Annotated in this window: 23 protein-coding genes and 1 pseudogene; 2 read left to right on the top strand and 22 right to left on the bottom strand. The window is 61.9% G+C overall.

Annotated elements, in window-relative coordinates:
* Positions 1-47: 47 nt before the first annotated feature.
* The 3 genes from NAF06_RS13720 to NAF06_RS13730 form a co-directional block, all read right to left on the bottom strand.
* Positions 48-956 carry a hypothetical protein gene (locus tag NAF06_RS13720; protein WP_239638688.1) on the bottom strand — a complete coding sequence of 303 codons (909 nt, stop codon included), beginning with the start codon at positions 954-956 and terminating at the stop codon, positions 48-50.
* 316 nt (positions 957-1,272) lie between these two features.
* The gene (locus NAF06_RS13725) at positions 1,273-2,664 is read right to left on the bottom strand and encodes a DUF6498-containing protein (RefSeq protein ID WP_239638689.1); all 1,392 of its coding nucleotides are present in this window, start codon (positions 2,662-2,664) and stop codon (positions 1,273-1,275) included.
* 139 nt (positions 2,665-2,803) lie between these two features.
* Entirely contained in the window at positions 2,804-3,160 is a 357-nt protein-coding gene (locus NAF06_RS13730) for a hypothetical protein (RefSeq protein ID WP_239638690.1), read from the bottom strand.
* Between the two features lie 331 nt (positions 3,161-3,491).
* On the opposite strand from NAF06_RS13730, the gene NAF06_RS13735 reads away from it, so the two are divergent.
* Positions 3,492-3,692 carry a hypothetical protein gene (locus NAF06_RS13735; RefSeq protein WP_239638691.1) on the top strand — a complete coding sequence of 67 codons (201 nt, stop codon included), beginning with the start codon at positions 3,492-3,494 and terminating at the stop codon, positions 3,690-3,692.
* A gap of 93 nt (positions 3,693-3,785) precedes the next feature.
* Here NAF06_RS13735 and NAF06_RS13740 read toward each other — a convergent pair whose 3' ends face one another.
* The 11 genes and pseudogenes from NAF06_RS13740 to NAF06_RS13790 form a co-directional block, all read right to left on the bottom strand.
* A complete protein-coding gene (locus NAF06_RS13740; protein WP_008581326.1) occupies positions 3,786-5,465 on the bottom strand; it encodes a hypothetical protein in 1,680 nt (559 codons plus the stop codon).
* Positions 5,455-6,324 carry an ABC transporter ATP-binding protein gene (locus NAF06_RS13745; protein WP_049908557.1) on the bottom strand — a complete coding sequence of 290 codons (870 nt, stop codon included), beginning with the start codon at positions 6,322-6,324 and terminating at the stop codon, positions 5,455-5,457. Before NAF06_RS13745 ends, NAF06_RS13740 begins: the two co-directional genes overlap by 11 nt.
* A 405-nt stretch (positions 6,325-6,729) precedes the next feature.
* Complete coding sequence (locus NAF06_RS13750; RefSeq protein WP_008581328.1) at positions 6,730-7,530, bottom strand: ABC transporter permease; 801 nt, start codon at positions 7,528-7,530, stop codon at positions 6,730-6,732.
* The gene (locus NAF06_RS13755) at positions 7,530-8,480 is read right to left on the bottom strand and encodes an ABC transporter ATP-binding protein (RefSeq protein WP_008581329.1); all 951 of its coding nucleotides are present in this window, start codon (positions 8,478-8,480) and stop codon (positions 7,530-7,532) included. Before NAF06_RS13755 ends, NAF06_RS13750 begins: the two co-directional genes overlap by 1 nt.
* A gap of 1,003 nt (positions 8,481-9,483) precedes the next feature.
* Positions 9,484-10,650, bottom strand: a complete 1,167-nt coding sequence (locus tag NAF06_RS13760; RefSeq protein ID WP_008581331.1) for an ISH3 family transposase — start codon at positions 10,648-10,650, stop codon at positions 9,484-9,486.
* A gap of 130 nt (positions 10,651-10,780) precedes the next feature.
* Entirely contained in the window at positions 10,781-12,016 is a 1,236-nt protein-coding gene (locus NAF06_RS13765; RefSeq protein WP_049908559.1) for a phage integrase SAM-like domain-containing protein, read from the bottom strand.
* A complete protein-coding gene (locus NAF06_RS13770; RefSeq protein ID WP_008581333.1) occupies positions 12,013-12,471 on the bottom strand; it encodes a hypothetical protein in 459 nt (152 codons plus the stop codon). Before NAF06_RS13770 ends, NAF06_RS13765 begins: the two co-directional genes overlap by 4 nt.
* A gap of 3 nt (positions 12,472-12,474) precedes the next feature.
* The gene (locus NAF06_RS13775; RefSeq protein ID WP_008581334.1) at positions 12,475-13,014 is read right to left on the bottom strand and encodes a DUF7342 family protein; all 540 of its coding nucleotides are present in this window, start codon (positions 13,012-13,014) and stop codon (positions 12,475-12,477) included.
* 527 nt (positions 13,015-13,541) lie between these two features.
* Positions 13,542-13,748, bottom strand: a pseudogene (locus NAF06_RS13780) (transposase); the annotation flags it as partial.
* 21 nt (positions 13,749-13,769) lie between these two features.
* Positions 13,770-14,600, bottom strand: coding sequence for an IS5 family transposase (locus NAF06_RS13785; RefSeq protein WP_251106146.1), 831 nt, complete (start codon positions 14,598-14,600; stop codon positions 13,770-13,772).
* A 66-nt stretch (positions 14,601-14,666) separates the two neighbouring features.
* Positions 14,667-17,174 (bottom strand): PAS domain-containing sensor histidine kinase, encoded by a 2,508-nt coding sequence (locus NAF06_RS13790; RefSeq protein WP_008581336.1) that lies wholly within the window; start codon positions 17,172-17,174, stop codon positions 14,667-14,669.
* A 207-nt stretch (positions 17,175-17,381) separates the two neighbouring features.
* On the opposite strand from NAF06_RS13790, the gene NAF06_RS13795 reads away from it, so the two are divergent.
* On the top strand, positions 17,382-18,017 hold the full coding sequence (locus NAF06_RS13795) for an IS6 family transposase (protein WP_251106167.1): 636 nt from the start codon (positions 17,382-17,384) through the stop codon (positions 18,015-18,017).
* On the opposite strand, the gene NAF06_RS13800 is transcribed toward NAF06_RS13795, so the two are convergent.
* The 8 genes from NAF06_RS13800 to NAF06_RS13835 all read right to left on the bottom strand — a co-directional run bounded on the left by NAF06_RS13800 (position 18,010) and on the right by NAF06_RS13835 (position 25,533).
* The gene (locus NAF06_RS13800; RefSeq protein WP_080507171.1) at positions 18,010-18,360 is read right to left on the bottom strand and encodes a response regulator; all 351 of its coding nucleotides are present in this window, start codon (positions 18,358-18,360) and stop codon (positions 18,010-18,012) included. The genes NAF06_RS13795 and NAF06_RS13800 overlap by 8 nt on opposite strands.
* A 111-nt stretch (positions 18,361-18,471) precedes the next feature.
* Positions 18,472-19,074, bottom strand: a complete 603-nt coding sequence (locus tag NAF06_RS13805) for a CDP-alcohol phosphatidyltransferase family protein (protein WP_008586803.1) — start codon at positions 19,072-19,074, stop codon at positions 18,472-18,474.
* 26 nt (positions 19,075-19,100) lie between these two features.
* A complete protein-coding gene (locus NAF06_RS13810) occupies positions 19,101-19,664 on the bottom strand; it encodes an adenylate kinase family protein (RefSeq protein WP_008586800.1) in 564 nt (187 codons plus the stop codon).
* Positions 19,661-20,755 carry a histidinol-phosphate transaminase gene (hisC, locus tag NAF06_RS13815; RefSeq protein WP_049908880.1) on the bottom strand — a complete coding sequence of 365 codons (1,095 nt, stop codon included), beginning with the start codon at positions 20,753-20,755 and terminating at the stop codon, positions 19,661-19,663. Before hisC ends, NAF06_RS13810 begins: the two co-directional genes overlap by 4 nt.
* 51 nt (positions 20,756-20,806) lie before the next feature.
* Positions 20,807-22,210: an HflX-like GTP-binding protein gene (locus tag NAF06_RS13820; RefSeq protein ID WP_008586797.1), complete on the bottom strand. Its 1,404-nt coding sequence runs from the start codon at positions 22,208-22,210 to the stop codon at positions 20,807-20,809.
* Positions 22,211-22,408: 198 nt separating this feature from the next.
* Positions 22,409-23,152: a fumarylacetoacetate hydrolase family protein gene (locus tag NAF06_RS13825; RefSeq protein WP_008586795.1), complete on the bottom strand. Its 744-nt coding sequence runs from the start codon at positions 23,150-23,152 to the stop codon at positions 22,409-22,411.
* A 78-nt stretch (positions 23,153-23,230) separates the two neighbouring features.
* Positions 23,231-24,397, bottom strand: coding sequence for a zinc ribbon domain-containing protein (locus NAF06_RS13830; protein WP_008586792.1), 1,167 nt, complete (start codon positions 24,395-24,397; stop codon positions 23,231-23,233).
* A gap of 143 nt (positions 24,398-24,540) precedes the next feature.
* Positions 24,541-25,533 (bottom strand): PAS domain-containing sensor histidine kinase, encoded by a 993-nt coding sequence (locus tag NAF06_RS13835; protein ID WP_008586790.1) that lies wholly within the window; start codon positions 25,531-25,533, stop codon positions 24,541-24,543.
* Positions 25,534-25,592 lie beyond the last annotated feature (59 nt).

The following is a 25,592-nucleotide window of genomic DNA, read 5'->3' on the forward strand; positions in this document are numbered from 1 at the left end:
CGATAAAAGCTGTTGATGTGGGATCTATTGAGCAGGCGGAGCCGGTACTACCCGGCAACGGGTCGCTCGCTCCGATTAAAACCCCCGTACGAAAGGTCCGCGGTGTACACCTTCCCATCGTAGCGCACCAGCCAGGTACCACCGTAGCTGTCGGCCTCGATTGCCGACTCCGCCGAGAACTGGTCCATTATCGACCGGAACGACTTGTCGTCGGTGTCCTCGGCGTAATAGACGCCGTCGATCGCCTCGTTCATCACTGACCGCTCGCCTTCCGAGAGCCCGGACAGTCTGAATAGATGCTCATCGCGAAGCTGTTGCGCGTACGAGTTAGTGCTATCGGCGACCCTGCTGACGGTGTAACGGTACCGGGTCAGCGTCACCTCTCTGCGTTCCTCCAACACGAAGGGGTAGACGGTGCCATTGTACCGAACGGCGCTGTACTCGCCGGACAACAACACGCTCTCGTTGGTTTCCGCTATCGTGTACTCCTCCGGGATGGCGATTTCGGGGCCGGGACTGAGCCGGGGCTCGCGCTCGCTCGTAGCCGTGAGCAAATCACCTAACAACCGGCGGTCACGCTCGGAAAGTTCCTCGAACCAGACTGTCTCGTCGGCTGGCGCTGTCCCGTTGAGATCGACGCCGACGGCGAACGCGGTTCCGGGCTCGGTGCCGGTGGCGTTCCAGTCGATCTCGTAGTAGCTGCCCTCGTATGCGAGCGGTAGTCCCCGCTTGACCGGCGGATCAGTAGCCATGGCTGTCCCCGAGCCGTCCTTGATCGCCTCTCGGACCACCCGTCGGTCGTCAGGAGCTGGACTATCCACGACGGCCGGCCGGCTGGCGGCTTCTGTAATCTCCGCGTCGTCCGCGGTCTCCATGGACAACGATCCCGTTGCTGAGCAGCCTGCGAGCGCCACCAACGCCAGTAGGCAGAGCGCTGCGAGCGCTTTGCGTTCCATATCGGAAGTCGTTCTCTCTCCGGTAAATAGCTGGAGGCCGCGTTACACATCCCGCAACAGGGATAATCGCGCTAGACAGGATAAGCCACTCATTTACCGGAATCAACTGGCAGTAGCTACGAACTACACGAAAGGCCGCAAGCGAGTGAGTGTAAGAACTTCTTGCTCTGTGGGATTACAATCGGAAGCTACGCAGGAACGACAGGAGCGGTGTCGGGAGAAGTGATTGAACGATATCTTGAGGAAATAAACATGGATCAAGTGTCTGGCTTCCCTTCGACTCCGGTGGGTCGATGAGCTTGCCCTCGCAGATCATTTAGATTCGAGCGAGCATCGCATATATGAGGACGCTGAGTAAAATCATAAAAAACGGTGCGATCAACACTGTGACAGCCGCCATTTCTGTGCCATTCACTTGGGGGGAGCCAAGCAGCAGTAGTGGAACACTAAGGAAAACTAGTGCCAACACGAGTGCGGCACCGACGACTGCGGGATCCTGCTCAGGGCGTTCCTCGTGTTTGATCGGCAGATCAAGTGTCTCGGTCGCGTGGTCGAGATCAGCGACAGGACCAAACTGAACTGTGTTTGTCGGGGCTGTTTCGACGTTTGAAATCCGTAGTGTTCCGGTACCGAATAGGCGGTCAGGAATGGCGTTCTTGATTTTAAATCGTGCTCGCGAGTGAATCGGAACTAACCACTGCGGCGCATCAAGTACGGTATCGTATGCGACGAGCATCTCACCACGCCGTTGGTACTCAATAGTGCCGTACCGGAGGTAGTAGCTCCCGGCCCGGATGATAAAAATTCCCAGTAGCACCGCGAGGCCAATGCCGCCCCACAAAAAATGCGCTGTAACCATTGCGGCGACAACACCAACCAGCAGCAGCGCGACACCACGATTGACTATCGCGAGCAGTATTGTGGTGGTGCTTCCAAGTAGTACAGATCGAGGGTTGACTGTCACTCGTGCCTGAACCGGCTCATCTGGGAGGCTTAGCTCTGGTTGCGACCGACTGAACTCACGGTCAGCGCTCAGTCGGTCAAAGAGCCCTTGGAATGCGCTTGCTATTGGACCGGAAGACTCCCACGATACAGCGAGAATTGTTTTAATGATCACAAATCCTCCAAGCACAGCTACTCCGGTTGACTGGCCCATTGACAGACCGATCACCCCCAAAAACATCATCCCAAGCGTGAGCTGAGACGGTTGTCGTAGAATTTCACGGGCAGACACGTTCTCGTATGTCTTCCCCCCGAGATACTCACGGCGAAACTCGATCCCGTGTGCGACTATGAGGGCACCAATACTCACAGCGACCTCCCACGAAAGCACTATTGATGTTTCAATCAACGCCCAGGAGAGTACCGTAATCGGCACAATAGTAGAGGCCCAAATACCGAGGATTGACAGCGCAAACGGCACATTACGGGGGTATATTGGTGGAAGCGTTGGGAGAGGGCGCCAACCACCCCGTTTGTGCCGTAGTTCATGAAGGGGTTCTCGTTCTCCAACAACATCGGGAGATCCTTGCTTTGCGAACAACGACTTTACGACGCCGAGGAGGACTGTACTAAATGCTTCAACCCAGTAGAGTAACAAAAGTGTCCAAATATTCCAACCACCATAGATTACGCCAGCTAAGGGGAGAAGATTTGCTCCGATGATCACAAGATCTGTAGCTGACCGGTTCGGGACCGTGGAGGGCACACCGCGCATACCGCGAATTATTTGCTCGTGATAGATATGTTCCCGTGATATCGCGTCAATGGTGTCTACCTGCTTGTCGTGGCTGATCTCTCTGAGGTTTCGTTTATTGTGCCCTTGAATACAGCCGGTGTCGAGAGAATCACCCAGTCTCGTTCCCCCGACCAAGATCAGAGAACGACTCACCCACTCGAAGAGCGATTGGCTCAGTTTCCTCGCTTGAGCCGATGGAGATTGCGACGATCTCCTCTTCGGGGTTTGTAATTGAGAATCGCTGATTGAGCTGGGATGTGCCTGCGACTTCGGTGTCCGAGAGGCTCAAATCGACTTCGTACTCACCAGAGGTGGTCCAGACCTCGCCATAAGCGACGATGTTGCTGTCTCCATCCGACTCAGTGGAAGGCACGTCGAATGATGTGTCAAGGACTGTCTCGCCGTTGGGATCTATGATCTCGATTGATCCACTGACCTCATGATTCAGCTGGTTGAGTAGATTCACTTGCTCGAAAATTTGGTTCCCGACCGCGTCGAGGACGGTTGTACAGCCCGCGGTTGAGGCGAGAGCGGCACTGGCTCCGATTGTAAGCGCTCGCCGTCGTGTGAGAGACTCGAATGTTGAACGCGTATTCTGATTCATTCGTGGAGGACATTTGATTGTTGGCACGGTTGGAAAGTAAAACCGCAGTGAGTGTCTCAGGCAGTGAAACCGAGTGGCGCAGGTCACGGACTGACGACATCTCTCCTGTTTCGCGTGTCGGTTATGTTATCTGAGCATTCTAATCTAATCCTTCGTTTGAATTAATATCATGTGTGGCATTACAGAGAACATCGTGAACTACAAGCGGTTTCTCAAGAGACCGGTAGTTCGTTGGGGAATTGCTGGGGTCTATCTTGCCACGTCGTTGCTGCTGCTCATCGTCATTGGTGACCTCCCCCGCCCGGACCAAATCGTGGTGACGGTGATGTGCGTGATCGGATTTTTTATTCTACCGTCGGCGTTGAAAGACTTCGCGGAGTCGGGACCGATGTGAGCAGCGATGTCTAGCCGGTCAGAGAGATACCGGAGTTTGGTTATCTAGATCTCGGCTAGCACGGGAGAGACAGTAGAATACGTAGGGATCGATTCAAACACCGGACGCGTAGACCCGACGCCGTCGTGCTGCGAGCATAACAGCGAAGACGCCGGCCGCAGCGAACACGAGTGGGACCGCGTTCGCCACACTTCGTGTGGTGCTTCCGACGAAGTCAGCGAAGTACCCACCGTTCAGCGGACCGATGTACCAGAGTCCGAGATATAATGCTTCGAACAGTCGAGGCGAGCCGGTCCAGAGCCCGGCCACGAGGGCAAGGGATGGCGGAAACAGGACCGTGCCGGCGATGCTTGCCAATGCCGTCGGTCCAGCTGTTGCGGCAATGAGTACGAACGCACTTGAGCCGATTCCGATGGTGACCAGACAGCCAGCAAGCCACTCGGCAAGAAGCTGACCGATCGGATACTCAGACGCGATGATTTGCGGTCGGACGCCGTGACGGGCGGTCCGGGACCCGATCCGAGACCAAACGAATAGCGGCCAGATCGACACCGGAGTGAGTAGGCGACGGGGTGATTCGATCCCACCACTGGTGAGAACAATTCCCGCCGGGATGACGATCAACAATCCCGCACCGACATACCACCACCGTGGCTGCTCTCGGAGCAGCCGCCGAAGTTCAAGCCCAATCACTCGTCTAAATCCACCAGCACCACGCTCGGTAACTGAGGGTAGTGACATGCTTTCGACGGCGACGGGACTCTCAGCTACTACCGGACGGCTAATCGTCTCAGACCCAGCGACTGTGGCAGGGGAAACTGCTTGTTGTTCGGTAGTTCCGAGAGGAACCTGCTGGGAAACCCAAGAGAGGAGACCAGAACGCTCCGCTCGAAACCAATCAAACGGTAGTGCTGCGATAAGAGTGAGACTGAGCGCAGCGACGAGCGTTCCGAGCCGCTGAACAAAGAACCATGTCGGCCACGGCCCGCCGGTATATGTGAAGGTTCGAGCATTCGACCCGCCCGTTCCGAAGCTCGCATAGCCACCTTCGAATCCCGGTACAGCGGTCTGTATCGACTGAAACGTCAGGTCATATGCCAGTGTGATTCCGATGACGTCAAGCATCTTTACGATGGTCGGGACGGACGGCGGAAGGGCAGTTTCTGGCCGTAGCATCTGTCCAGAAATCAAAAAGATGGCTGCGAAAAAGTACGCCACTCTACCGAACGTTCCATCGAGAAACCCGATCGTTCCAAACAGGAGTGCCACCGCACCAACGAACACCGTGAGCGGAACAACCATTACGAATACCGGCCACACGATTGCGACTGGAGCCGTCGAGCCCACGCCGTGGATGACGTGGTTGATGACCGCGGCACCGCCGAGTACGGTAGCCGTCACAAGGCCGACGGCAGCATTACTGCTAAGCTTCCCGAGCAGGTACACGGGTTTGCTGGTCTGTGAACTCGACAAGACCGGTGCGTGTCCGTGGCGCTCGTCACGCGCAACAGTCCCACGCAACACGTAGAATCCAGCGAGTAGCATGACCATCGAACCGGCCATGCCAGCGTTGAGTCCAACCAGTTGTGAGGTCAAGGCACCGTTGATATTTGGCCCGTCAGTGACGGTATAGAAGACGCCAAAAGACCCCGAGTTGATTAGATACCCGAGGTAGATGATGACCGCGAGAAAGACAAACAGTTTCCGAGACCGGAGCCGTGCGATGAAGTCCGTCCGAGCAACGTGGTAGGCTCGTCTCGCCTCAACTCGCATGCTCTACCGTCTGAAGGTATGCGTCTTCGAGCGATGCAGCGACCGGTTCGGCGTCGACAACCGGTGTATCAGCACTTACGAAGCGGACATCAAACCCGTCAGCCCGTCGGACGGTGTTACAGACTCGGTAGTTCTCGCGGACGGTTTCAAGCGTCGACGGCGACACGCGGGACTCGTAGACATCGCCTTTTACATTGTGAATGAGGTCGCTGGTGTCAGCGTGAGTAATCACCTCACCATCTTCTAGTACCGTGACCGTGTCCGCAGTCGCTTCGATGTCGGTAACGACGTGCGTTGAGAAGATCACTACCCGGTCGTCAGCGGTGTCGGACAACACGTTCCGCATCCGAACCCGCTCTTCAGGGTCGAGACCGACGGTCGGTTCATCGACAACGAGCAGTTCAGGATCGTTCAACAGCGCCTGTGCGATGCCCGCTCGTTGGTGCATCCCTCCTGAAAACGTATCGAGTCGGCGGTCTCGAACATCGGTGAGATTGACCAGTTCGAGCAGCGCCTCAATCCGTGCGCTGGCCGTTTCGGCGCTGAGTCCCCTGAGTGCCGCTACGTAATCGAGGTACTCTTCCAGCGTCAACGTCGGATACGTGTCGAAGTCTTGAGGAAGATATCCGAGAACCCGCCTGACAACACCCGGTGATTCGGTCACAGCGGTCCCGTCCCAGTATATTTCTCCCTCCGTCGGTGCCATCACCGTCGTGAGCATCTGCATGAGCGTTGATTTTCCCGCACCGTTCGGCCCGACGAGCCCGTGAACGCCGGCGTCTAGTTGTAGTGTCACGTCGTGGACGCCCCAAGTGTTCTCGCTGTACCGTTTTCCGAGCGCTTCCGTTCGGAGTCGCATGGCGTCCCAATCGTGTCTGAACGGTTTATATCCGCAGCAGATGTTTCTGGGTGTGTAACACAAAGGAAGGTAGTCCACGCTTCAGACTGGTGTTTCCACCATACCTGGCAAGAGACGAGACGGCGGATACCCGCTCGTCGGAGCCGCAGTAGCACTAATCGCGGTCATCGGATGGATGCTTTTCGATTGGGTTTCGGTGTCGGCGACGGAACGGTGCCGCTGTTACTCGGTCTGAGAGCGGCCGTGGTCGCCGTCGGCGTACGTCTCAAGTCGTGACACACGGCGTGTACATCGCCGCTTACGGGGGTACGAGGCAGGACTCCACGAGTTCAGTCATGGGTGACTAACACGGGGAACCGACGACCGGCACAGGCGAATCTCTCCCCTTCCAGCGGTGTGAGGAGGTCACCCAATCTGGACGTCTCGGAAACCGAGATAGCCGCCTACAACCGGCACGACGAACCAGACAAGCAGGAGACACACCGGGAGCCAAACCGACGCAAACGGGTCAGTACCGAAGAGCCGGCCGTCAACGGTGGCCCGGAAGCCGGCTATAGCCGCATTATTGGGTGGGAGTAACCCAACCATCTGTAACCACGCCGGCTGGCTACTGGCCTCCATCAAGCCAAGTTCGACGGCGCCGAATTGAATACCCCTCTCAATGAGGTTCCACAGAGCAACCAAGATCATGTAGGCCCCGACAACTATCGCCGTAGCGCGATTGTCACTCGCACTGGCTGCTGAAACGCCAACACCGATCGCAACGAACACCACCCCCATCACGCCAAGGAAGCCGACAAACGGAATCAGAATGCCGATCTCACCGCCAAGCAATGCGAAGACGACGAGCCCGGTGGTGAGGCCGCCGACAAGTGTCGCGATGAGCATCAGCACCGCCCGGCCGAGCAGTTTCCCGAGGAGTATGTCGCTGCGCGACGGCGGCAGGCTCAACAGCACTCGGAGCGATCCAGATTCACGCTCGCCAGTGATCGATCCCTTGGCGAGAATGAGTGCGATGATCGGAAGGGTGGTCACAGCGAGCTGGAATGCGAGCCCGAACACCTCTCGAGCCGGCATACTGGTTGTCGCCGCAACGAGGCCCGTGACCCCGGCCATCGACAGCAGGACGAGTACGGCCACCACCCAGAGCATCTTCGACCGGCTGGCGTCGGCGAGGTCCTTCCGAGCGATTGTTCCGACGCTCATCACGCGACACCCCCCGGCGCGACCGGTTCCCCGTGACTGTTCGATGTTTCCTCATTAGTGTAGCTGGCGAACAGGTCCTCCAACGATGACTCCTCGATTCGGACGTCCGTGACCGTGGTCACCTCGCGGACCCGATCGATGAACTGGAGCTTTGCCGCCGGCTCGAGACAGGTCCCTCGGACGACCCCGTCAGCCACCACGACATCGCGAACGTTCGGCAGGTCGTCCAGTTTTTGGTCCGGTTCTCTGTTAACCTCAAGTGCCACCTGCGCTCCGGTGTCGAGCTGTCCCCTGAGCCGATCGATAGTATCAGTTGCGACGACTTGCCCGTCGTTCATGATCCCGACTCGGTCGGAGGCCGCTTCGACCTGTTCGAGAATGTGACTCGAAAAGAACACCGTCGCCCCTCGCTCGTTTTCATCGCGGATAAGTTCTCTGAGCTCCCGAGCGCCGTTCGGGTCCAGACCGCTCGTCGGTTCGTCGAGGATGAGCAACTCCGGCGACCCGACCAACGCCATCGCCAGCGCCAGTCGTTGGCTCATCCCCGTGGAGTACTCCCCCGCCGAGCGGTTTGCGTCGTCTGTAGACAGTCCGACCCGGTCGAGTAACTCGTTCGGATCGTCGGCGGCTTCTTTCAACTCGATAGCGAGTTCTACGTGTCGGCGGCCGCTTAGCCGGTCGTATAGTCCGTAGTTCTCTGGCACGACGCCGATCCGACCGTGGAGTGCCTCGCGGTCCTCGGAGACGTCCAGTCCGAGCATCGAGGCCGTTCCAGTCGTCGGCTTGACGAAGTCCAGAAGCACGTTGATTGTGGTCGATTTCCCGGCGCCGTTCGGGCCGAGAAATCCAAATATCTCGCCCCGCTCGACGGTCAGGTCTATCCCGTCAACAGCGGTCACGTCACCGAACTGTTTCGTCAACTCATTCGTCTCGATCGCGGGGTCTGTCATCCGTATATGCCTCGTGACGACGGCTCTCGGGTTAAAACGCGAGTTAGTGTGTCCGAGCCTGAAACATCGTCTCTATCTCGGGTTCGACGACATTGACATCCTCCCCGCGCTGAAGCGCGAGGCTTTCTACTCGATTCTCCGTAAGTTTCACAGACGGAAACGGTCCTGACTGAACTTTTATTTCAGACATATAGATCCAGCCATGACACGATGGTTTCCACCGCTGCCAACCTCGGTCCATGAGAAACCGTTGCGCGTCAGTTTTGATGTCCGCTGGGCAATCGCGTTCGTCGCACTCTTATTCGTTCACAACGAGATCCATGAGATTGCGCACACGGCAGTCGGTCGAGTGATCTGTGGAGCATGGGGCCCGCGAAATTTCAATAGCTGGCGGGTCGCATGTCAAGAAATAACGCCAGAGCTCGTCTTAGCACCTATCGCTGGGCTTGTTTTCAGCTATGGACTGATGTGGATTGGGTATCGTCTGCTAAGGCCGGGCGAGTCACCAACAAAACGATCACTCGGTTTCTGCCTCATATTTGCGGCAATGCCGTTCGGCCGGATATCGACGGTAGCACAGTCTGGGGGCGACGAGATGGTTATACTCAGAGGTGTTTTTCCCGAGATAGACTCATTTTTCAGGCTTATGATGGGCATAGGCGTCGTTTTGGTTCTCATTTGCCCGCCTCTGTTCCGGGCTTTGTCCGTTCTGCCCCGGCGGCAGCAGTTACTTGTTTTTCCTGGGTTCTTACTGCTCCCGGACGCTTTGTTCAGGGTTCTCGTGTTGGGAGTAGCCAATCCCCTTCTCGAGCAGGGGATACTCAGTACCTCACAAAGCATCCTCGGCTAACTGTTTCTAAAGCCTGAGTTCTGTGACGAAGCGGTTCACTGACGGTCTCGACGAGAGAATCTTCGACGAACCGACGGAGAGCTGTCGCTGTCGGCGGCGGCTGCCGCCGACGCGACAGTGTCGCCACTCCCACTGGAGGCTGTCTGGGTGTGATTACCGGGTAAACCGGTCGTCCGGTGGTCGGTTTGCGGGGACGGCCCGACGCACCGCGAGGGCCGTCCACGCTGCCCGTCGAATCATATTGATGAACTCCTTGAACGACCACTCCCAGAGGCGACGCCCGCCTCGGCGGGGCGTCGCCACGTACTCCCAGTGCAGATACCGCCAGACGTTCTGTAACAGCAAGCTCACCACGACGTACAACAGCCGTACGACCGGATTCTGTGTCGAGGTCGTCGCAATACTTTGCTCGGAGAGCCGATAGCTCGACTCGATACCGAAGCGTTTCGCGTAGTGGTATCGAGCGTCTCGTGGTGAGTCGATGAACGGCGCGTCAGCGGCGTAGCCGTGACGCGCCACGCCATGGTCGTCGTACCGTCCGTTTTGGTAGGTACAGTCGATGTAGACGGGAAACTCGACGGTCCAACTGTGACCGTCGAGTTTCGCCGTCATGTCGTGTTGAATCACGCGACTCCAGCCTTCCGAGAGTTCTTGCTTGATCGTCTGTCCCCAGCGGACGATCGGCATGACGTAGGCGTGGTTGTGCGCCTGAAGCAGCGTCAAGCACTTGCTGTCGTAGAATTCACGGTCAAGAAAGACGGCCTTGACGTCGAGGTCAAGGCCGTCGAGAATACCAAGAAACTCTGCGAGGACACTGCTGGCGGTGTCGCCGTCTTCGAGACGGCGCACCGCCAGCGTGTAGCGCTTGTTCTTTACACGCGCGTAGAGTGTCGCGTAAGCGTGGAACGCGGTGGTTCCACGCTTGGCTTGGGAGTGATAGAGACCGTCTGTATCGTCTTCGTCGCCGTAGTAGGGCCGCAGGTGGAGGTCTGAAACGACCTCCACCTGCTCGGGGAGGACATCGAGAACGTCTTTCTGGAGGAGCGTATTACCAACTTGTTCGAGCGTCTCTAGGTCGAACTCGGTACGGAGGTGGTAGAGAACCGAGTTCTCGTGGGGTGCATCTTCGCTTCTCTCACAGAGCGTTGAGACTGAGGTCCCGTCGGCGCAAGCGCCGACGAGGACCTCGTAGATGTCTTCAGCATCGAGTTCGGCGTTTTCAGCGAGTGTGAGAGCAACTTCCTCGTCAAGAGCATTGACGAGGAAGTTAACGAGTTGGTCCTCGTGGATTGAACCGTCTGCTTGCTGGGTTTTAGACACACCTTCTACAAGCAGACCTTCTAACTAAGCGGCTTTGTGAAGTACTGAAGCTTCCCCATCACCGAAGACACCAGTCTAGATCATAGGACTGACCCTATGGCATCTATGTCATCTGCTGAAGATTTCGAGTCTACGCGACATCATCAATTTCTTCGAGGGCCTCCGTGGCCACGTCCCCTAACTCACCAGCTTCGATGTGGGAGTACCGTTCACGAACCATTTCCTCAGAGTTGTCGAGATACCGGGCTGCCACAGTGTATCCGAATGCCCGGACAAGAACTTCTCCCATCCCACGACGGCCACCGTGCGGAGCAAGATAGTCGTGTTTCGGGTGGTCGATATCAATCTCCGTGGCCTCCGTGAGTCGCTTGAGAATCGAGCGAGCGCCGTCCGTAGTGATTGACGGTGGCCGGATGTCTTCGTCGAGCGCTAGCAGGAGGTCGCGAGCGTATTCCTCACGTCGCTGATCGATCACATCCGGTCGCTCACCCCGGTCAGCTAGCTCCTCCTGCACGAGTCCTGCGAGCGTCCGCTGGTCGAACGTGGGGAACACTGGCCACCGATCCATCGGCGAGTTCATCAATTTTCGATAGCTCCGCAACGGGGAGATGACAGGATCAGGCAGACTGGCGGCGTCCCATTGCTGCTTCTTCCGATAGACGTCCATGCTTCCGTCCTCGAGAGAGATATCCTCCCAGCGAACCCCACGGCGTCGTGGGTCGTCGGGGTCACGAAGAAGTTCACCCACACGGACAGCCGTGTACGCGAGGACGAACACCAGCGCCCGGTCGCGGGCCACCTTCAGCGCCGCGTAGCGGGCCCGCTGTCTGTCGAGTGGGTCGACATCCTCGGGGAGGCTGGTATACGTCTCGATGGCCGCACGCGCTTGCTCGTCGACGTGACGGGTGAGTGCGTGGCGTTGCTCGGACGTCCACGCCTGCTGGTCGCCCGGCTTGCGACCGTCGTCATCAGGAAGCGGCGCCGTGGCACTGGCCCGCTGGGCGTAGTGTGCGTCGAGATACCCCTCGTTGACACACCAGCCACACCACGCCGAGATGTACGCGTAGTAGGTCTGGACGGTGTTTTGCTTGAGTCCACGGTCGCCGGCGAGGTGACGGGCGTACTCGCGGAAGACGCGCTCGTCGAGATCACCGAAGGTCGGGTCGCGGTCAGTATCAGGAGGACCGATACCGGTCCATTCCTCGTCGCCGCGGTCGCCACGGGCCCACTCCGCGAACCAGTCCAGTTCGCGAGCGGCGTTGCGGCGATAGTTCCCGCCGTCGCCACCACGACCCTTGCCCTTGTCTTGGAGATACCGTTCGAAGGAGCTCACCAGCGACCGATCGGTGCGTTCTCGTGGTGTCATGGGTCCTCGTTCTCGTACTGGTAGGTCGGACGGACATCCTCAAGGAGCGCTTCGATGATCTCCCAGAGGATCAGCGAGGGGGTCTCGTGGTCGAACGAGATTTCCCAGCGATCCTCTTCATTGACGGCAGAGTACTGGAAATGCGTCCGTCCGAGATCGGGATGGTCTTCGTCCTGGTGCCAGCCAGCGTGAAAATCCGTGTTCGGGTCGGTGTAGTTGATACGGAACCAATCGTGTGGCTCCTGCCGGTACCATTTGATGGTTAGTTCAGGTGAGTCGGGGCCTGTCGGTGGGGCAAGACGAGCCGGATCGAAAACTGCTCGCAACTGCTTGGCCTCGATATCGTCAGGAACGAACTCAACCGTCGTAATCTGTGGTACTCGGTCGAGGACGTCCCGCTTCAGCTGGGCGTAGAAGTTCGCGTTCGGATCACCACCTGGATGCGGGACCGACATCCGTTAGCCGCTGGCCTCGGCGGGCTCTGTCGTCGGCGCGAGAAAGTCCCATTCGCGGATGGCGAAGCCGACGATCTCGATGCGCCGTTTGAGGTGTTCCCACTCACGAGCGATGTCGCGCCGGCGGTCCTCTTCGTCGGCATCGAGCCCTTCCTCGGCGAGCGTTCCGCGAAGCTGATTCGGCGACTCGACATCGAACTCCGCCTCCCAGTCGCGGATTTGTGTCTTCATCTCGGCGAGCCGGTCCGTAAGCTCCTCGACAGTGTGTCCGCTGTCGCGAAGCCGCATCGCCTCCTGCATCGCCTGGCGGCGGTAGTCGGGGTAGTACGTGGTGTGGGTCCCGCTCTCGTCTCGGTGGAGAATCCCGTCGTCGACGAGCCGTTCGAGGACGCGCTTGGTCGGCTCGTGTGACCAGCCCGCTTCCGACGCGATCCAGTTGGCCGTCCGTGGCTCCGATAGCTGCCGGGCGGCCATCCGCACGCGGTCTTCGCCCGTGGTCTGGCGCTCCATCAGCCCCTCGGGGTTCGATTCATCTTCGGTCATACCGTACCATTCACACTGTGTCTTCATATAGATTGATGTCCTTCGTCCTATATTGAATGGCTGTGTTCCGCCAGTCCTTCGACCTAGCTGACTGGAACCTCAGCAAACTCGAAGCCTCGTCTCGGCGGCTCTACCCCGGGGGAAGCGCCGTTCTGAGCCGGTTACAGTATTCGTGCTTACCCGACAGCGGCGGGGTACTTCAAAATGGTCGTGATTACTATTTTAATCACGAGCAATTGGGAATTTGCCTGAAGTGCCGATTTCCGGGTATACAAGCCCTGATAGTCCAAATAACCCATCTATAAATTGTATGCTGCTATACTAAAACTGAGTCAGGGGAAGTTGAGACTACACCGGGTTTAGCGGGGCTGTGATGTGTGAATTTGTCCGATTCAGTCAACGAAAACCACCTCAAATCACTCCCCAAGCGGCCATTCCTGTCATACTTCCAATTGTATGGGCGAATTTTCGAGACTCCCAACAGTGTAGCCACTCAGACGGCGCGCTGACCTGGACTGAGTGCCTCTCTACCCAATTCCGGTCTCCTTCTTCAGCAGCGTCAATGTGTTATCTGCCGTCACCATCGGCGAGTGCCCGTACTCACTAGTCAACGCAACCTGGACGAGCAAGTCGACGGCTCGCCAGATAGAGTACAGCAGACACGCGAACGCGAAGTAGAAGAATCGCAGCCCGAAATCCTTCGACGTGGTGGCAGCCATGAACGGCTGTGTTGAATCGCTGTAAGGCGTAGAGATTCACTGTTTGACGAAGCGCTTGATGTTGTAGACCATACACATCAGAGCGATCTCGCGGAACTCACGGAACCAGGACCGCGCTCGCACGGCGAAGCCGAGCGAGCGCTTCACAGCCGAGTTCACGGTTTCGGTCATAGAGCGCTGATTGTAGCGATTATCGTCGATTCTGGCGTTGTGTGCGTGGTCGTACGGCGCGAAGATGCGGTGCTTGATCAGCGGTCTGATCCCAAGATCGCGTAATCCTTCGCGGAGCGATTTCTTGTCGTAGCCCTTATCGGCCGCAAGAGACCGCAGATCGCCCGCGTTCCGGCGGGCGATCTGCTCAGCGAGATCTGCGTCACTTCCTTCTCGGTTCGTCGAGCAGTGAACGTCAAGGACAGCTTGCGACGCTGTATCGACGAGTTTCGTGACTTTCAGCTTTTGAACGCGGTAGCTGATTCGCTGGCAGTAGTGGCGGCTGGCTGGTGAGCGGTCGTAGAATGTGGCGTCGATCGCGGCGTGTTCGGAGAGATCGTGCAGCTGCGCCGACTGGCGCAGCAGCACTCGACAAACACTCATACTGATCCGGTCGAACGCCTTACACAACGTGGACGGCGCAGGGAGATCGGCCGCGCTAAGGCCGATCTCCCCGGTTATTTGTGGCATCTCTTTGAGCAGGCCGATCGTCATGCGGTACGATGTATCGAGGTAAATTCGCAGACAGTGGAGGGAAACGAGTGCGTAGTCGGCGAATCCGCCGCCGCCTTCCGGGGCGGCGGATTCGCCTCCATCGCCAGTAACTCTTTGAGCAACCGGCACAACCTCCCCGATGAAGCGGGAGATTTGTGTCATAGGCAACCGAATCTTCCCGCTTCAACGCCTTTGATTTAGCGACCTACCCTGCCGCCGTATGGCGATTCAACACAGCCGTTCGATCGCATTTTGGATCACGTTTCGCAGTGCTTGGTCGACGAGGTCGCTCGTGACCGCATGCTGGGCGGCCGGCAGATTGACAGCGAACGTCACTTCGCTCCGCTCGGTCCGGAGCGACGCTACCTGTGACCGTGCGCGATCGGCGACGTCAATCACCGTGTTGTAGTCTTCGCCCTCCTCGAACAGTTTCTGGGACTTGCGGACCTTCTTGCTCAACGCGAGGGTCTCTTCGACGACTTGGTAGATCGCTTCGACCTGTGTCTCCACCTCCGGTTCGTCTGACTGTCGATCGATGAGCTGTGCTGCGAGGAGAGCCTCGTTGAGGTTGTTTCGGAGGTCGTGACGAAGCACGCGCTGTAACACCGAGAGCCGCTGCTCTCGGCGGTACCGCTCCGTGATGTCGCTGGCGACCCCGACGTATCGCGTTGGACTGCCGCCCTCTCTCCCGTAGACCGGCGAAACGGACAACTGGACGGTGTACCGTCGGCCGTCTTTCCGCCGAATGACAAACTCCGACTCCCACGTGTCGCCCGACTGTACCGTGTCCCACATCTCGTCGTGGATCGCCGCCGACTGCTCCGGCCATAACTCTTCCAGCGTCGACCCGACGGCCTCGTCACGGTCGTAGCCGGTCTGTTGCGCGAACGCTGAGTTGGCGTACTCGATGGTACCCTCGTCCGACATCCAGAAGATCGCGTGGCCCGCGTCCTCGACCGCTCGCTCGAACGTCTGCAGCTCCCGCTCCCGGCGCTTTTGTTCCGAGATGTCGCGGCCGATTCCGACCACGCCGCTATCGGTCCCGTCCGGGCGGGTGAACCGACTGGCGCGGAACTCGTACGGAATCCGTTCCCCGTCGGACGTGACCACCGTCGCCTCTAATTTCGTGCGTCCCGCATCCTGCACTTCGTCGAACGCCGCTTTGATCGGTTCGCGATCGCTTTCCGCGATTACATCTGTCACGGCGAGCGAATCGACCACCTCGTCGGCGTGACCGGTCACTTCGGGCAGTCGTTCGTTCCACCGCAGGAACGTTCCGTCCGCTCCGACCACGTAGAATATATCCTCAAGCGTGTCGAGCGCCTGCTCGGTGAGCGCACGCTCCCGCTCAAGCTCTTGCTGCTGACGCTTTCGGTCCGTGATATCGCTGGCGACGCCGATGATCCGTTCGAGTTCGCCGTCCTGATAGATTCCGCTCGATCGGTCCCGAACCCACCTGATGTCACCGTCCGGTCCGACGACGCGGTACGTCTCCTCGTACTCGTCCGGGTGTTCTGACTGTTCTTCCAGCGCCGAAGTCACGCGGTCCCGGTCGTCGCCGTGTATCCCCCGAATAAACGACGCGGGTTCCCGCTTGAGCGACTCGGGAGACCGGCCCCAGACCGACTCGTAGGAGTCGCTGACGAACTCCATCTCGTCTTTGTCCGGGTCGCTGATCCAGATCACGTCCGAGACGTTCTGCCTGATCTGTTCGAGCCGCCTGACGCGACGCTTGTGGTCAGTGATGTCTGTGTACGTCCTGATCACCTCCGTCCCGTCCTCGGTGTCGGCGGCCAGTGCTGACCCGACCAAGAACGTCCGTTGCTCGCCGTCTGCGGTCTCTCGAACGACTTCCTGAGTGTGGGGATCCGAAGTGGCGTCGCCGGCGGCGACGCCCTCTGGAACGATCCGGTCCCCGAGCGTTGCGCCGATGAGCTCGGTCTCATCGTATCCGAAGACCTCAATGAACGCGTTGTTAACCCGTTCAATGACGAGTCCACGGTCGTCGCTCCGGGCCTGAACGAACGGAGAAGGAGCGGCATCGAATGTCGCCGCGAGCCGATCTCGTTCGCGTTTGATCTCCTCCTCGCGTCGCTTACGATCGGAGATATCGCGAAGCGCGCCGACGGTTCCCTCGAGTAGGTCGCCGGCGCGGATGAGCCCGACGTGATTCTCACAGAGAACTGTCGAACCGTCGGCGGCGATTACTTCCATCTCGAAGGTGTTCTTGTCCTCGGCATCGGACTTCAACAGCGACCGTATCACCGACTTTCCGCGTTTGACGTCCTCTTCACCCATGATCGTTGAGACGTGTCGTCCCTCAAGTGCGGCGGGGTCCCAACCGGTAAGCTCGGCGAGTGCCTCGTTGGCGAACTCAAACCGTCCGTCGTCGTCCAGCACATACACCGGATCTCCGAAGGCGTTGACGGCCGTTTCGTACTGTTTGAGCTGTCTGCGGCGTTCGAACTCGCCGGTTACGTCCTCGTAGAGCCACATCGTTGCCTCTCCAGAGTCGTTCATCGGCAGGTAGCTCAGTTCGAACACCCGACCGTCAGGGACTTCCAGTCGCTCGCGGTGCGTCGGCGTCGATTGCTCGGTCAGCGTGGTCATCCGGCTCCCGATCTGACCGGGGCCGTCAAACGACGACTCAATTTCGTCGGCGACCGCTTCGAGACCCTCTCCGGTGACTGCTGAACGGTCCGAAATGTCGAACTGCCGGCAGAAGTGGTCGTTCACGGCATACGCACCGGTTTGCGGTCTCGATAACAACACCCCCACGTCAACGGCACCGAGCGTCGAAAGCACCGCTTCGTTTCGCTTTTGGTTATTGGCGTGCCGATCTGCCACCGAGCGAATCTGCTCTGCCACTACCTTTCGGTCGGTTTCCGTGGCGGTGTTCAGATAAGGTTTGAAAGGTGAGGCGGTGCGTTTTCAAAGTGATCTATGCCCGAAAACGACCGCCTCAGCGGCTGTTTAGACGAGATCAACTTAGAGTTTGTGGAGCGAGAGGCAACACCGAAACTGTTGATGAAGCTCAGTATTCAGCTCCATTTGTCTGGACTGTCGCTTTCGAATACTGTTTCATTTCTTGAGGTATTTGGTGTTGATCGAGTTCGATCCACCGTTCATAACTGGGTACACAAAGCCGATCTACAGCCGGAAGCTGGTCGGAGCCCGAATCACGTTGCGGTTGACGAGACTGTGATTCAGCTCGATGATGAACAATACTGGCTGTACGCTGCTGTCGATCCTCAGTCAAACGATTTGCTACATACAAAGCTTGAGTCAACAAGAACGAACGTGATCGCAGATCAGTTCTTCACGGAACTCCGCGACAAACACGACGTAGATGACGCGATCTTTCTCGTTGATGGTGCGGTTCCACTCCACCGAGCTTGTGACAAACACGGCCTCGATTTCAGATACGAACGACATGGAAATCGAAACAGCGTCGAACGTGTTTTTCGTGAGATAAAACGCAGAACTACCAGTTTCTCAAACTGTTTTAGCAACGCCAAAGCAGAAACAGCAAACGAGTGGCTCAGATCGTTCGCCTTCGCATGGAATCAGCTTATCTGAACACTGCCGTTTCCGTCACGGGCCGCGGGAGACATCGTGCTGCCCCAGCGTTGAGCGCATCCGTGACCGTCTGCCTCTCCCGGTTCGCCGCGAGGACGATCACGGGAAGGTCCGGACGAGCCTCACGGACTCGTCGAAGCATACCAATACCGTCCGTCGCCGGCGGGTCGTGTTCGACGACGAAACACATCGCTCGGGTGTCGGAGGGGAGCAGCGAGTCGTCGGACTCGACTGTGGTGATGTCGATCCCCTCCGCCGCCTGCTCAAGACTGTCAGCACTGCTTCGTCCTCGTCCTCTGTCGGATGCGGCGTAGTGGACGGAGACTGTGTCAACTACTCCCACAATATCGCAACATCAAAATACCAAAGTGAAAAATGTTGCTCTCGTAATATTCCTATTGATATTTTCGATAGGGTAGAGGAAGATCCGTGGAAGACGTTGGTCACATGGGCGCTACAGGTCGCTCCAAGCGCCGAGGAACCGCTGGACCGCGGTGAGGTGCCCGACGACCGCGAACAGCGCGAGCAGGAGGCCGACGACGTTGAGCCCGGCGACGATCGGCTCCGAGTACGCGGCGGCGACGACGCCGCCGACCCCGATGAGCGCGAGTCGGTCCGCGCGCCCGAGGAGGCCGCCGTACTCGCGGCCGATGCCGACCGCCTGGATCTGCGTCCCGAGGTACGAGGTGAGGAGGACGCCCGTGACGGCGGCGAAGCCGAGCGCGTACGCCCCGATCCCGGCCGTGAGGCCTCCGATGACCGCCACGTCGGCGTAGCGGTCGAGGACGTGGTCGAGGAAGTCGCCGCCGTCCGAGGCGATCCCCTGGTGACGCGCGAGCGCCCCGTCGACGAGGTCCAGCCAGCCGTTGAGCAGGACGAGCAGCGCGCCGGCCGCGTAGAAGGCGGCCGACCCGGCGGCGAACGCGGCGGCGGCCCCGACCGCGACGAGGAAGGCGATCACGCTCACCTGATCCGGCGAGAGGCCGAGCCTGTCGGCCGCCGACACCCACGGGCCGAGCAGGCGGTCCGCCACGAAGCGGTACTGGTCGAGGGTCATCTACCGTCTCGACGCTCGCGGCCGGCTCATATATAATCGATGAAGTCCACGGTGCCGGCGCTCGGCTCGCGCTCGCCCTCGACCGCCGCGCGGATCGCGTCGGCGACGGCCTCGGGGTCGCGGTCGGTCGCGTCGACCTCGTAGACGTGCTCCGCGCCGTGTTCGGCGACCGCCTCCGAGAGGATCACGTCGAGCGCCTCGCTCTCCGCGTTCTCCGCGGCGGTCTCGGACGACTCGCCACGGGCCTCAAGTCGGGACTCGATCGTCTCGGGGCGACAGCGCAACACGACCACGCGGTCGACGTCGAACCGGTGCGCGAGGTGCGAGTCGAGGACACCGGACCAGTCGCCGAGGTGTTCGCGGACCGCGTCGAGGTCGGCGACGAGCGTGTCGCGGTCGGCGTCGCGCTCGGTCCACAGGTCGCCGTCCGACTTGATCCGCTCGTTGAGGTGGATCACGTCGTACTCGCCTTCGAGCAGCGCCGTCGCCGTGGTCTTGCCCGTTCCCGGAGTCCCCGTAACGGCGACGCGGTCGGCGCGGCCGCCGCCGCCGTCGGCCGCGGCCTCCCGCGTCTCGGGCTCGCCGCTCACGCCCGGACACCGAGTTCGAGGTCCGCGAGCGTCTCGTTGAGCAGCGCGACCGCCTCGCGCGTCTCCCCGCGGGTGCCCGTCGAGATCCGGACGTGTTCCGGGAGCCCGAACGAGGTACAGTCTCGGATGATCACGCCGCGCTCCTGCGCCGCCTCGGCGACGCGCTCGCCGTCGCCGACCGCGGCGAGGACGAAGTTCCCGGCGGAGTCGACCGTCGGCGCGTCGAGTTCGTCGGCGATGTACCCGCGGGCCCAGCGGGAGGTCTCGACCGTCTTCTCGACGTGCTCGTCGTCGTCGAGCGCGGCCAGCGCCGCCCGGCAGGCCAGTTCGTTCGCCGCGAACGGGGTGTTGACGCGGGCGTACGCCTCGCCCCACGACTCGGGGACGACGCTGTACCCGATCCGGAGCCCGGCGAGCCCGTACGCCTTCGAGAAGGTGCGGAGTACCGCCACGTCGTCGCGCTCGTCGACGAGCGGGATCGCGCTGTCGACGTCGGCGAACTCGCCGTACGCCTCGTCGACGACGACGAGGGTCTCCGGCGCGGTCGCGTCCGCGACCGCCTCGACCTCGTCGAGCGGCATCGTCGAGCCGGAGGGGTTGTGCGGCGAGGTGACGTAGACGATCCGCTCGCCGCCGTAGGCGGACAGCACCGTCTCCGCGTCCTGCGCGAACCCGTCGGCCGGGGAGAGGTCGTACTCCGTCACCCCGCCGTGGTGGTACCGTGAGGACATCGCGTAGTAGGCGAAGCCGGGGCTCGGCACCAGCACCTCGTCGCCCGGTTCGAGGGCCGCGCGCGAGAGGTAGTCGATCGAGCCGTCGGCCCCCGGCGACACCCACACCTGCTCGTCGTCGACGTCCCATAGCTCCGCGATCTTCGCGGTAAGGTCCGTGTGCGAGGACTTCGGGTACTGGTTCACCCGGTCGGCGTGCTCGCGGATCGCCTCGACGGCCGCCGGACTCGGACCGTGCGGGTTCTCGTTCGACGAGAGTTTGATGAGGTCGTCGGGGTCGATCCCGCGCTCGCGGGCGACCTCCTCGACGCCCCGCCCGGGCACGTACGGCGAGTGATCGGAGAGATCACGTGGTTCCATGTACGGAACTCGGGGAGGGTCGGGCTTAAGCGTGGTCTTGCCGACCGCGGTTCACCCGCCCGGACCGCCCCTCGCCAACCGCCGCTCCGCCTCGTCGACGACCGCGGGCCGCCCCGCGAGTTCGACGGTGACGGCGTCGCCCTCGTAGTCGACGCCCTCGACGACGCCGCGGTCGTACGCCCACGAGAGGGCGGCCTGCGCGTCGCCGCCGTTCGGGGCCTCGACGGTCGCCGTCGCGGTCGGGAGCGCGTCCGCGACCGCCGCCGCGAGTTCGTCGAGGCCGGCGTCGTCGCGGGCGCTGACCGGGACCGGCGGGCGGAGCGACGCGACAACCGGCGACTCGTCCGGGTCGAGGTCGGCGACCGCGGCCTCGTACGCCTCGGTCGCCGCCGAGAGGTCGTCCGCCTCGGTCCCGGCTGCCCCCGCTTCGTCCGCCTTCGACAGCACGGGGATCACCGGGCCGTCGGTCGCCTCGATCGCCGACAGCGACGCCCGGAGCTTCCGGCGGAGGTCGGCCGGGTCGTCGCTCGCGTCGACGACGAGCAGCGCGCAGTCGGCGCGCCGGATCGCCTCGATGGTCGTCCGGAAGGAGCGCACCGCCTCGTGGGGCAGGCCGTCGAGGAACCCGACGGTGTCCGTGACGAGCGTCCGCCGCCCGCCGATCGTCGCCCGCCGCGTCGTCGTCGAGAGCGTCTCGAACGGACCGTCGTCCACCGAGAGCGTCGCGGCGAGGTCGGCCGGCTCGCCGTCCGGCTCCGAGTCCGACACCTCGTCCGCGAGCCGACGCGCGAGCGTCGACTTCCCGGCGTTGGCGTAGCCAGCGAGCGCGACGAGGTCGAACCCGGCGTCCCGGCGCTCGGCCCGCCGCGCCGCCCGGTCGTCGGCGATCTCGTCGAGGGCGCGCTCGGCCGACTCGATCCGCTTTTCCACGTCGAGGACGCGGCTGTCGCCCTCCGGCCGGAGGCGCACGTCCTCCCCGCCGTCGCGGGCGATCGACTCCCGGAGCCGGGGGAGCTCGTAGCGCAGCCGCGCCAGCTCCAACTGTCGGTCGGCGGCCCGGGAGTCGGCGGCGTCGGCGAACAGCTCCAACGCGAGCCGCGGGCGGTCGATCACCGCGGTCCCGGTCGGCAGCAGGTTGCCGAGCGAGAACGTCTGCCCCGGCGACAGCGACCCGTCGTAGATCACCGCCTCGGCGTCCGCGTCGGCGACCAGCCGCATCAGGTCCTCGGCCTTCCCGCGGCCGAGGTCGTAGGTCGGATCCTCGCGCCGTCGCTGGGTGACCTCGCCGACAACCGCGTAGCCGGCCGCGGCGGCCAGTTCGCGGATCTCGGTCGTGTCGGGAGGGCCATCGGGGGTCCGCGCGGCGACGACGGCGGGCGTCGCGTCTGTATCAGTCGGTCTGTCGGGGTCGTTCGATGCGTCGCGTTCGTTCGTCGTGGCGTCGTCTCGTGACATTCGGTCGGGCGCTCGCGTCGGCCCGGAGAGGGGAGCGTCTCGCTCCGCGTGCGGTCGGGGGCGATACCGTCATGGACGGGCGACGAACGAACTGGTCTCCATACGTCCGACTCCGGCGGAGACCACATAAGCGTTCACCGGAAGCGAGGTGTGGTAGCGAGCGGCGAGACAGACGAGGGATCGGCGTGACCGACCGCGTCAGGGCACGCGAACGTCGTGTTCGAGGGTGCCGACGCCCTCGATCTCCACCTCGACGGTGTCGCCGTCGGCGAGCGCGCCGACGCCCTCCGGCGTGCCCGTCGCGATGACGTCGCCGGGTTCGAGCGTGAGGTACGTCGTGATCTCCTCGATCAGCGTCGGCACGTCGAAGATCATGTGTTCGCGGTCGCTGGACTGCTTCGTCTCCCCGTTGACGCGGAGCTCGACGCTCGCGTCGGCGGGCACCTCGTCCGGCGTCGCGAGGACGGGACCGAGTGGGGCCGCGCCGTCGAACGCCTTCCCGCGCACCCAGTTCTGCTCTCTGTTCTGATCCTCGCGGTTCGACACGTCGTTCATACAGGTGAACCCGGCGACCACGTCCATCGCGTCGTCGGCGTCGACCGCCTTACACTGCTCGCCGATCACGACCGCGAACTCCGCCTCCCAGTCGATCCGGTCTTTCCCGGCGGGGACGGTGACGGTGTCGCCGTGGCTCGCCACCGCGTTCGGCGGCTTCAAGAAGAGCAGCGGGCGGTCGGGCACGTCGTTGCCCAGTTCCTCGGCGTGGTCGGCGTAGTTGCGTCCGATACAGACGATCTTCGAGGGGTCGGTCGGCGCGAGCACGTCGATGTCGGGGTCATTGAGCGCGTACTCGTCACCGCCGAAGGCGACCGTGTCGGTCGCCGGGTCGTACTCGCCGTCGCGGATCGATCCGGCCGGGTCGCGGAACCGTGCGCGGTACATACGGGAGCGAACGAGCGGCCGCCCGAAAAGCGTTCCCGGAGGGGCAAGCGACGGGCGCGACCGTCCGGCCTCGCCGGCTCACTCGGTCGAGTCGGACGCCTCGCGGACCGACGCGCCCGTCGCCTCTCCCGCGGTCTCACCCGTCGACCCCCCGGCCTGGGTGTCACCGTCGATCGTCTCGTCGCCGGTCGCGTCGGTTTCGAGCCCCCCGTCGCCCGGGAGTTCGTCGAGCGACAGGTCCCCGAGGTCGTCGCCGCCGAACACCTCCGACCGCGCGCAGTCGGGGCAGTAGTGGTTGTGACGGACCGAGTGGGTGCGGACCGGAACGCCGGCGACGACTGTCTCGTCGCGCCGCCGGCGCACGAGGCCGCGCTCGAACGCCTCGCCGCAGACGACGCAGGTGTCGTCGACGGTCTCGGGCGGGCGAACGATCCGGTGGTCCACCGTCTTCTGCCGGCCGAACTTCGTGATCCCGTGGCGGCGGTCCAGCCGACTCCGAACGGGCGGGGCGATGCCTAAGCCGAGTCCGGCGAACGCGAGCGCGACCAGGACCGCGGGCGGCGAGCCGCTCGTCGATCCGATGAACGCGATGAGGCCGGCGATCAGCAGGAGTAACGTCGTCATGAGGTACGCGGTGACTTTCTCGACCCGCTCTGCCGACTCGTTGCTGGAGGGGGCGCGAACGGGCGTCTCGTCGCCGCGAACGAGCCGGAGGCGCTCGGCCAACTTGGAGTAGTGCCACCAGCCGTACAGGAGGTTCCCGATGCCGCTGGTGAAGGCGAACAGGAGGAGGTGGAGACCGACGGAGCCGATCCCCCTGTCGACGAGGACGACGCGGTCGCCGTCGTCCCGTTCGATCTCCCACCCGGCGTCGAGGTGGTCTTGAACCCGGCGGCGGAAGGCGCGCGAGCTCTCTCCCGGGATCGACGCCGGCCCGGCCGGCCCGGCGGAGTCGGCCTCACCCGCACGGCCGGCGTCGGTCCCGGTCGACCGACCCGAACCGGTGTGCGACCGACTCGATCCGACCGCCGTCGCTCCGCCGCCCGGCCGCGACGCGCCGCAGTTCGAGCAGAACCGGTCTCCGTCGTCGAACGCCTCGCCGCACTCGGGACAGTACGCGGGGTCGCCGGGGTCGCCGAGGTCGGCACCGCAGTCGGGACAGAAGCTCGCCCCGGCCGGCACCGGGTCCCCGCAGGCGGGACACGCGGCGGAGGGACCGGCTGGGTCGCTGGTCTCGGAGGGCATCCGTCGGCAGTTGACGGGTCACTAACTAATCGCTTTCGTCGGGGTCACCGCCGCCGGAGGCGGATCCGGACGTCGTTGCCGCCGAGGTCGCTCGCGGCGAACGACAGCTCGCCGCCGAAGATCTCGACGGTCAGTTCCGCCAGTCAGAGCCCCAATCCGCTTCCGTGTCGAGTCTGGGTGATCTCTGCGTCGTCCCGGATCACGCTCCGTTCGTCCGGCGGGATCCGGGGGCCGTCGTCCTCGACGTGGACGACCAACCACTCGCCGGACCGGCCGCCGTCCGACTCGGAACCCGAGTCGCCGTCGCCACGCTCGACGCGAATTCGCACCCGCGGTGTCGAACTCGGGTTGTGGGCGATCGCGTTATCGACGAGGGCGTCGACCGCGTGCCGAAGCCGGTGGTCGGCGATCACCGGTCCCGACGCCGCGAGGTCGAGTTCGATCTCCGCGGCCGGAGACCGTCCGCGGTGTTCGTCGGCGACGGACCGAACGACGGACGCGGGATCGGTCTCGGCGCTCCCGTCGAGTCCCCGGTTCAGCACGTGGCGGATGTGCCCCGCCTCCTCGGCGAGCCGTTCAAGCTCGCGGGCCGCGCGCTCGATCGTCGCGGCCACGTCTGTCGTCGTCGAGTCCTGCCGGTCCAGTTCGTTCAACAGCCGCGTCGTGTGGCCCGCGACGACGTTGGCGTTGTTCCGAATGTTGTGTCTGAGGACCCGGTTCAGCACCTTCAGCCGTCGTTCGTTGCGAGCGACCTCCGTGAGGTCGGTGTAGACGGCGAACCCGCCGCTCGCCGACCCGTCTCCGTCGTACGGAACGCCGCGGTAGAGGAACTCCCTGAGCCCGGTCGCGGTCTCCCGAGTGACGTTCCGGTAGTTGACCTCGCCGGCGCGAGTGTTCGCGTCCAGTTCTCTGGCCTCTTCGAGCCGCCACTCCGGAACCACCCACTCGTTGAGCGGCTCGCCGCGTATTTCGTCGGCCCCGTATCCGAACACCTCGACGAACGAATCCTTCACGTCTCTGACGACCGGATCCTCCTCGACTAGTTCGAACTCCACGACCGCGTCTTGGACGTGTTCGATCAGGTGGCGGTACCGGTCGTCGTGGTCCGCGGTCTCGCCGCCCTCGTCACGGCTCATGTCGGGACTCCGTGATCACGGAGACACGAACGCGTCGCCCGGAGGTAAGGGTGTATTCG

The organism is Halorubrum hochsteinianum (genome assembly GCF_023702125.1).
In the GTDB taxonomy this organism is placed as follows: Archaea; Halobacteriota; Halobacteria; order Halobacteriales; family Haloferacaceae; genus Halorubrum; species Halorubrum hochsteinianum.

Excerpts from the sequence above, each read along its gene's own strand:
- NAF06_RS13720 (WP_239638688.1), bottom strand. The coding sequence starts at position 956 with ATGGAACGCAAAGCGCTCGCAGCGCTCTGCCTACTGGCGTTGGTGGCG.
- NAF06_RS13745 (WP_049908557.1), bottom strand. The coding sequence starts at position 6,324 with ATGCGACTCCGAACGGAAGCGCTCGGAAAACGGTACAGCGAGAACACT.
- NAF06_RS13820 (WP_008586797.1), bottom strand. The coding sequence starts at position 22,210 with ATGTCACGAGACGACGCCACGACGAACGAACGCGACGCATCGAACGAC.
- NAF06_RS13835 (WP_008586790.1), bottom strand. The coding sequence starts at position 25,533 with ATGAGCCGTGACGAGGGCGGCGAGACCGCGGACCACGACGACCGGTAC.
- NAF06_RS13765 (WP_049908559.1), bottom strand. The coding sequence starts at position 12,016 with ATGACACCACGAGAACGCACCGATCGGTCGCTGGTGAGCTCCTTCGAA.
- NAF06_RS13825 (WP_008586795.1), bottom strand. The coding sequence starts at position 23,152 with ATGTACCGCGCACGGTTCCGCGACCCGGCCGGATCGATCCGCGACGGC.
- NAF06_RS13770 (WP_008581333.1), bottom strand. The coding sequence starts at position 12,471 with ATGTCGGTCCCGCATCCAGGTGGTGATCCGAACGCGAACTTCTACGCC.
- NAF06_RS13785 (WP_251106146.1), bottom strand. The coding sequence starts at position 14,600 with ATGACACAAATCTCCCGCTTCATCGGGGAGGTTGTGCCGGTTGCTCAA.
- NAF06_RS13830 (WP_008586792.1), bottom strand. The coding sequence starts at position 24,397 with ATGCCCTCCGAGACCAGCGACCCAGCCGGTCCCTCCGCCGCGTGTCCC.
- NAF06_RS13755 (WP_008581329.1), bottom strand. The coding sequence starts at position 8,480 with ATGACAGACCCCGCGATCGAGACGAATGAGTTGACGAAACAGTTCGGT.
- NAF06_RS13775 (WP_008581334.1), bottom strand. The coding sequence starts at position 13,014 with ATGACCGAAGATGAATCGAACCCCGAGGGGCTGATGGAGCGCCAGACC.
- NAF06_RS13740 (WP_008581326.1), bottom strand. The coding sequence starts at position 5,465 with ATGCGAGTTGAGGCGAGACGAGCCTACCACGTTGCTCGGACGGACTTC.
- hisC (WP_049908880.1), bottom strand. The coding sequence starts at position 20,755 with ATGGAACCACGTGATCTCTCCGATCACTCGCCGTACGTGCCCGGGCGG.
- NAF06_RS13805 (WP_008586803.1), bottom strand. The coding sequence starts at position 19,074 with ATGACCCTCGACCAGTACCGCTTCGTGGCGGACCGCCTGCTCGGCCCG.
- NAF06_RS13795 (WP_251106167.1), top strand. The coding sequence starts at position 17,382 with ATGCCCGAAAACGACCGCCTCAGCGGCTGTTTAGACGAGATCAACTTA.
- NAF06_RS13750 (WP_008581328.1), bottom strand. The coding sequence starts at position 7,530 with ATGAGCGTCGGAACAATCGCTCGGAAGGACCTCGCCGACGCCAGCCGG.